The sequence below is a fragment of the Bacillus sp. EB01 genome (genome assembly GCF_000613125.1).
Lineage (GTDB): Bacteria > Bacillota > Bacilli > Bacillales > Cytobacillaceae > Bacillus_D.
Genome location: NZ_HG964497.1, coordinates 4,801,217 through 4,808,903 on the forward strand (window position 1 = coordinate 4,801,217; position 7,687 = coordinate 4,808,903).

A 7,687-nucleotide genomic window follows, 5' to 3' on the forward strand; every position below is an offset into this window, starting at 1 on the left:
CGGGAATTACACCCAGCCCCGAAGATAGACAATATTTAATTACCACTTTATTATACTGAAAAAGCAGTACTATGGAAAGAGAAAGAGCTTGAATAATTTTGTACTTTTAATGAACAAGGAAAATGCCAACCGGATTACTCATTGGTCGACGAAAACCTCATATCCTTTGTTGCTGTTTCTACACTCCAAGAGAGCTCAAGTTTCTGGCCAGGGTGGATGATCGTATCCTCCAGCTCATTTAAATCAATAAGCTGTTTAACAGACAGTCCATTCATTTGTGCTATTCCCCATAGCGTTTCACCTGAGGAGACTATATGGATACCGTTGCCTGCATTATGCGGCTTCCCACCTGCCTCAATACTGTTTTTAGGCTTGGTAACCGGAATTGCTGCCATGTTTTGGCCAACTTCAATTTTCCCCAGCAGCGACTCGGGATTTACAGCGTTTTCTTTCTGGAATGTCCATTCTTTTTCGTGAAGTTCAAAATGCAAATGAACACCAGTCGAGTATCCCGTGTTTCCCATTGTCCCAATTTTCTCCGCTTTTTTAACCTGATCGCCATCTTTAGCCATGCGCTTCTCCAAATGGGCATAAACAGACTCGAATCCATCCTTATGCTTAATTAATATCACATTTCCATAGGAAGCAGAGAGATACGATTTTGTAACGATACCATCTTTTACAGCCCTTACCGGCACTCCCAATTCACCTGCTATGTCAATCCCCTTATGGGAACCACCTCTTGTCCCAAAAACATCGGTTATCACACCTTCTGTAGGAAGTACCCATTCAGTATCATAAGAAATCTCACTTGCTTTTGCCTGGCTACCTCCAATAATAAGCAATGATACACAAACTCCTAAAATCCCTGCAATTAAAAAACGAACTATGTAATCTTTCACGAAAATCCTCCTCCTTGTTACACGCACTACCCACCATATGCAGTTCCCACTGATTTCAGAACGGCAAATGGCACATTTGTTATAATTTGGAGTCTTCGCTATAGTTATTCATAAAAAAGGAATTTCCCAGAACAAAAGCGCAAGCGCCTTGTTCATCGCCGTACAAAATGGAGGGACTTCGACTGAGATAAAGTGAAACTTCCATCAGCGATTTTTGCTGATGGTTAGTCGCGCAGAGCCCGATTGATTTTTCTAAGGGCTGAAGCCCTAAGAAAAATCTTATTTCACGAATCGGACCTTTAGGATCAGTTGCCGACGGAGGAGGCTTGACTTCCCCTTAAGAGTGTGATAAAGGAATCACGAAGAGCTCTAGCGCATTCGTGCATGACTTATCGTAGGGAGGAGGCCTGAAGTTTGCGCACGCGTAGGCGCTCCTCCAGTGAGCTATAGCGTAATTTCGTGCGATGCAATTTCCGGGGAGCCTTCCTTGTGGAGCTAGACGTAGATACGCTCAGTAATAAAAGTTATCCACATTCGCGATAATTATAATTTCCTTTAACACAATCAAAAAGCCCGCCTATGACTAGGCGGACTTCTTGATTATCATTCAATCTTCATTTTATTTGCCCCAAGAGGAACATTTATTTCCTGATTCAAGAGGAATGGGCCCAGATTTTCAATAGGCGCATTATTAATTTTAACTTTAGTAAAACCAAAGTCCTTTGCTGTTAAAAGCAACGCCTCAAATGAATGCAAGGTTGCTGGGTCGTTTTTCAAATCTGAATCACCTGCAAGCGACAAATAGAGTATCTTATCTTTTGATGTGATTTCTTTCACCTTAAAGGTTGGAGGCAAGGAAGGCTGCAGGCCAGTTTGGAAATCATCCGTTTTCATGGCTTCTATTGCTGCTTCAAAGTTCTTGAATTCCTCGGAGGTAGGGACCATATATGGAACATCCTTACCCTCCTGATGTGCGAACAAATACGCACGGTTCCTTTTAACTTCGACAGAATCGGATTTCTTTTCACCATAATTGCTTAAATATATTCCCGGCTTTCCATTCGTTTTATATTTAATTTTAGTCACTGAATCCGCAGCATTCGCCGCTACATTTTCATTTATCGAATTTACAAATAAAGATTCAGGAGATCCTCCCAAATAATTATGTTCGTCTGGAACATCTACAACAAACGTATCGTTTCCTTCAAGAGCTACATCCATTGGATAATATTCTGACAGTCCCCATTCTTCTTCTTTCAGGGATTGCATTGCGGTTTTAAGTGAATCTACCCAACTGCCGCCTTCTTCGGGTACTTTTACAGTTACAGGCACTAGATTTTGAATTTGGCCATCTGGCACAAAAATAGTCACTGCCTGTTCACTTTCCCCTACTTCTTCTGCATATAACGCTGAGCCAGTATGCCCAGGGTTTTCATCAACCAGGGCAATCATTTGAGTATCATCGGCCTGATTTTTCTTTTTACTATCATCGGTAGCGACTAGATTTGTTTGTGAACTCTTATCGCCTGCTGTTGAAGTCTTGTTTCCGTCTCCACTGAGATTGAAAGCGCCAGGCGAGATGAGTAAAAACAACAGGACCGCTGCAGCAGCGGCAGCAATTCCAGGCATTATCCATAAACCTTTGCGTTTCTTTTTGATTTTCATTGAGATATTCTGAAAAATATCCCGCGGGTCGCGATCATCGGTTACCTTCGGCATATTCCTGATGAGTTCTGCAACTTCTTTATCGCTCCACCCTCGCTTGTTCATCCACAAATCCCTCCGTTTCAAAAAGCGATTCCATATGGGCTTTCAGCACTTTAATCGCCCTGTGCTGGGTGGTTTTGACCTTGCTCTCGGTCCAGCCCAATACTGTTGCTGTCTCCGCTATCGACAAATCATTAAGATACCTCATAATAAGGACAGCGCGTTGGTCGTGTGTGCATAAATCAAGACACTTAAACATTCCCTTAATTTCTTCCCTTTGGAGAGCTATTTCCTCCGGAAGCGGCTGATGGTCTCTTACTTGAGCTGTCGACCAATCAAATTTTTCCAGAAGTTTTTGCTTCCAGCCTTTTTGCTTGCGAAAATGATCAATGGCGACATTCCTTGCAATCGAAAAAAGCCATGTTTTCTCACTGCTTTTCCCCTCAAAGCGTGAGTAAGACCGCAGAACCCTGATATATACTTCCTGTACAAGATCTTCAGCCTGTTCTTTGGACCGGACCATGTAAAATAAGAATTGAAAAACCTCTTGGTGATATTTTGTATATAATTCAGTAAAAACGGAGTCCATTCGATTTTCCTCCCCGTTCGTATTTTTAGACGTAAACGCCTGCTTAAAGTTACACTCTTTAATATAGTCCGTTTTGTTACAAAAAGGAAGGAAAATATTACAATTTTATGTCATTCATTTTGCAAATCAATAACAGAAATATATATCGAAATCATCAATACCAGATTCGGATAGGGTTCATATAAAGAGAGCCATTTCACGGGTTCTTTTTTATATAACTATACAAAGAAAAACCCGCACAAATAAGTGCAGGCTAAAATGTTTCCCGTGTATCAAGATTTTGCGCCACATTTCTGGCTATTCCATCTATTTTCGAGGAATGAAGAAGGAAAATGTCGTGCCCTGTCCAAGCTTGCTCTTTACAGATATATGGCCTTTATGTGCGTCAATAATATTTTTTGCAATAGCGAGTCCCAGGCCTGTTCCAGCACGTCCGCGTGTTCGGGCCTTATCCGCCTTATAAAAACGCTCAAAAATAAAGGGCAAATCTTCTTCAGGTATTCCCGAACCAGAGTCTGCAACCTCAACTTCTACTCCCTTTTCATCACTCTTAACAGTAACTGTTACTGTACCGTCCTTAGGAGTATGTCTAATTGCGTTATCAATCAAATTCGTGAAAACTTGTTCAATTCTGTCTCCGTCAAATGTACAATGAGATTCCGAATCATTTATTTCAGCTGTTAAGAAGATATCATGATCCTTAGCCAGACCTTGAAATTTCCTTAAAATGCGGCCGATAAAGGGAGCAACCGGTATCTCGTCCATATTCAATTTAATATTCCCGGATTCCATTCTGGCAATATCGAGCAGTTCATTGACAAGCCTGCCCATTCGAAGTGATTCGTCATAAATGACTTTTGCCATTTCTTTTTTCTCTTCATCCGTACCTGCAATATCATCAACAATTGCCTCACTATATCCCTGAAGCATAGAGATGGGCGTCCGAAGTTCATGTGAAACATTAGCTATAAAATCTTTTCTCATTTTATCCAGCTTCCGTTCCTCAGTCATATCTCGGATTACAGCAACGGCGCCTCTGATAAACTTAGAACTATACAAAGGGCTGACCAGAATTACCCAACTTCGGCCAAGCAAAGAAATTTCCCCCATCTGTTCACTTTCGGTATCGACAGCTTGTTGAAAAAGTTCCATCACTTTAGAAGGTACTTCCTCGGTACCTCCATCATTTGAACCTTTATCATAATACCAATATTGCAAAAATCGATCTGCTGGAGGATTTGTAATTAGAATGGTTCCATCCCTATTAAAGGTAATGACTCCATCTGCCATAGAGCTAAGAATGCTGGCCAATTGTTCCTTTTCCTGATTAAGTGCATTCATATTGAATTTAAGCTGCCTGCCCATCTGATTAAAGGCTGTGGCAAGCTCACCAATTTCATCATTGGTTAGAATCGGAACCTTTGTATCAAATTTGCCTCTGGCAACTTCAAACGCTGCTTCCCTCATTTTTCGCAGCGGGGAAGTAATTCTTGTTGAAAGGAAAAATGCGAATATTGTAGTGAGAACAATCGCAACGCCGGCCACTAACAAAATGAATTTCGTGGTATCTCGGGTAGTATTCTGGACGACTGAAATGGACTGATAAATGAACACAGCTCCGTTGTCTTCCCCAGTAAGCTGGAGAGGAACACCGATTATTGAATAATTCGGCCCATCTTGTCCAGGCTTAGATGAAAGAGTAGTAACTTTATTGGCTGTGACGCCCTCTTTCAATACCCTGGACAAGTCAGGATCGTTGGAAATATCCGTAATGGTCAACTTGCTCTTATCTTCCGTATTTGGCGAATAATATACTTCATTGGGACTTTTAATAATCACTGCCTTAGTGACATTATCCAGGATTTCCCATGAAATCTCCAATCCTAGCGAAGTATCGTCATTCTCATGTTTTTTTAAGACGTTTGCAATTTTCTCGGCTGTATGGGTTAAATCATTCCTCGTTTTTATAATGCTGTCATTTTCAAAAAACTCAAGCAGCATGACAGTGAGGATGAACAGCACAAAAGAAACAAGTAAAAGAATGGTAAACCAAAGTTTACCTACGACACTTCGAAGGAAAATCATTCATTCACTACCTCAAACTTATACCCGACTCCCCATACGGTCACAATCATTCGTGCCGCCTGCTCGGAAACTTTATTCAGCTTTTCTCTTAAGCGCTTCACGTGTGTATCTACAGTGCGAAGATCGCCAAAGAATTCATAATGCCATACCTCTTTAAGCAGCTGTTCCCGGTCAAATACTTTGTCAGGGGATTTTGCCAAAAAGTACAGTAATTCATATTCTTTAGGTGTAAGGCTGACTTCTCTTCCATCCGCAGTAACACGGTGGGCATCATTATCAATTGTTAAATGCGGGAACACTATGACATCCTTAGTTGTCGTATCTGTTTGCAAATAGCTGGTCTGAGATGAACGGCGAAGCAATGCTTTTACGCGCAGGACAACTTCCCGGGGACTGAATGGCTTTACAATGTAATCATCTGTTCCTACTTCAAAACCCTGGACACGGTTTACTTCTTCGCCCTTCGCAGTAAGCATGATGACAGGGGTTGCTTTCTTTTCGCGTAGTTCACGGCAGACTTCCACGCCGTCTTTTCCAGGCATCATCAAATCGAGCAGGATGACATCATAGTCATTTGCTAGTGCTTTGGACAATGCTTCATTTCCATCTTCCGCTTCGTCGATTTGGAATTCTTCACGCTCAAGGTACATTTTTAAAAGCCTGCGAATACGTTCTTCATCATCAACAACTAGAATTTTTACGTCTTTTTCCATTGTTAAATCCCCCCATGCAAATAGTTTACAGAATGAAAGATAAATTGCCAAATTTAATCGGTTACATAAGCACCTGCACAGAATTTGCATGCGGGGCTTTACTGTGAAGCAAGACTAACTGGTTGGTGATCACGCCGCCTTTATTGATAAAAGGCAACTGTGTGGATATGAGCTTCTCACAGTATGGCGGCCCTCTCTTGATCTGGTAAAAGAGGGCAACCATTTTTCATATAGCGTTAAACGGGAGCTTCCGCTTTTCTTTGTCTAGCTGCGGCTCCTAGCTCCTCGAGGTCGCTTCGGTCCTTCAGCTGAAGTCAAAGAACGACTTCTGCTTGAGGCCCTATAGCGCTTGTCGGAGCCGGGCAGTCGCCTCGCTTTTCTATTGTCCAGCTGCAGCTCCCAACGCCTAGTGTCCTTCGGTCCCCTCACTACGATAAGTCAACATCGAATCGCTTGCGCTCTTCGTGTTTCCTTTATCTCATGTCGAGGCCCTCCACAAGGAAAGCTTCGGAAGCATAAGCATCGCACGAAGAAAAAGTGATAGCTTTTTCGAGGAGGCCATACGGCGCTGAGCGGGAGCTTTCGCTTTTCTATGACCCGGCGTATGAGTGGAGGCCGGCGATTACCAGGTTGACTGCAATCAGGTTGAACATGATGATTGCAAAGCCTATGACTGCAAGCCACGCTGATTTTTCTCCATGCCAGCCTTTTGAGAGCCTGAGATGAAGGAACGCTGCGTAGAACAGCCATGTAATCAAGGCCCAGACTTCTTTTGGATCCCAGCCCCAGAATCGAGTCCAGGCAATTTGTGCCCAAATCATCGCAAAGATTAATGCCCCTAGGGTAAAGACAGGGAATCCAATCAAAACGGACCTGTAGCTAATTTCATCAACAAGATCAAGATTGACGTTTTTCACCAGCGGTTGGAGAGCTGCTGAAATTCTCTTTCTTAAAATTAACCTAATGAGTCCATAAAGGATTGTGCCGCCGATTAAGGACCAAAGCACAGTATTCAGCTTTTTCGAATTAATAATGGCCGGCATTTCCACAAGCGGTTCAAACTTCCCATCTGTTAGAAGTTCTCCTTGATGTGGTCCCACCAGCGCGGGCATATGGAATTCAATTTGAGCGTCTTTACCGGATTTATCGACCCAATTGAACTCCGCCTTGTATCCGGCAGAAGAAAAACCAACCGCTACAGCAATAAACCCAAGAACACAAACCATTGTGAACATAATGGACTCAAGCCAGAATGTTCTCTTATTGGATTTTGACTGATCAATAACCTTTATTAGATAAATCAATCCAGCCGCGAAACTGATTGCAAGTATTGCTTCCCCAAGTGCAGCAGTTGTAACGTGGATTTGCAGCCAGTAGCTTTTCAGCGCCGGTATAAGCGGACTGATTTCTCTTGGAAACATGCTTGCATATGCAATCACTAGAAGCGCAACCGGCATTGTGAACAATCCAAGTAAAGCCGATTTATAAATAAAATATATGAAAATGAAAGCGCCGACAAGAGCCATTCCGAAAAATGTTGTAAATTCGAATAGATTACTAACCGGTGCATGCCCCGCGGCAATCCAGCGTGTGATAAAATATCCCAATTGCGAAATGAAACCGGCAATGGCGGTAAATATGGCCGCCTTACTCCATTTGCTCGTCTCCCCTGTCTTAATTGCCCCACCAAA

6 protein-coding genes are annotated in these 7,687 nt (G+C 42.5%); all 6 read right to left on the reverse strand.

Features of this window, described 5'->3' with window-relative positions; translation table 11 throughout:
• Positions 1 to 134: 134 nt before the first annotated feature.
• Positions 135 to 902, reverse strand: coding sequence for a peptidoglycan DD-metalloendopeptidase family protein (locus TY16_RS22655; protein ID WP_043934005.1), 768 nt, complete (start codon positions 900 to 902; stop codon positions 135 to 137).
• Between the two features lie 603 nt (positions 903 to 1,505).
• The gene (locus tag TY16_RS22660; protein WP_043934006.1) at positions 1,506 to 2,672 is read right to left on the reverse strand and encodes a hypothetical protein; all 1,167 of its coding nucleotides are present in this window, start codon (positions 2,670 to 2,672) and stop codon (positions 1,506 to 1,508) included.
• Complete coding sequence (gene sigX, locus TY16_RS22665; protein WP_269320355.1) at positions 2,647 to 3,261, reverse strand: RNA polymerase sigma factor SigX; 615 nt, start codon at positions 3,259 to 3,261, stop codon at positions 2,647 to 2,649. The genes TY16_RS22660 and sigX overlap by 26 nt, the downstream gene beginning before the upstream one ends.
• Positions 3,262 to 3,504: 243 nt before the next feature.
• Positions 3,505 to 5,283 (reverse strand): ATP-binding protein, encoded by a 1,779-nt coding sequence (locus TY16_RS22670; RefSeq protein WP_043934008.1) that lies wholly within the window; start codon positions 5,281 to 5,283, stop codon positions 3,505 to 3,507.
• Positions 5,280 to 5,996: a response regulator transcription factor gene (locus tag TY16_RS22675; RefSeq protein WP_043934009.1), complete on the reverse strand. Its 717-nt coding sequence runs from the start codon at positions 5,994 to 5,996 to the stop codon at positions 5,280 to 5,282. The genes TY16_RS22670 and TY16_RS22675 overlap by 4 nt, the downstream gene beginning before the upstream one ends.
• Before the next feature lie 590 nt (positions 5,997 to 6,586).
• Positions 6,587 to 7,687 (reverse strand): c-type cytochrome biogenesis protein CcsB (ccsB, locus tag TY16_RS22680; protein WP_043934010.1); only part of this gene is annotated, 1,101 nt, incomplete at its 5' end.

Coding starts and splice junctions, on each gene's coding strand:
- TY16_RS22670 (WP_043934008.1), bottom strand. CDS start 5,283: ATGATTTTCCTTCGAAGTGTCGTAGGTAAACTTTGGTTTACCATTCTT.
- TY16_RS22660 (WP_043934006.1), bottom strand. CDS start 2,672: ATGAACAAGCGAGGGTGGAGCGATAAAGAAGTTGCAGAACTCATCAGG.
- TY16_RS22675 (WP_043934009.1), bottom strand. CDS start 5,996: ATGGAAAAAGACGTAAAAATTCTAGTTGTTGATGATGAAGAACGTATT.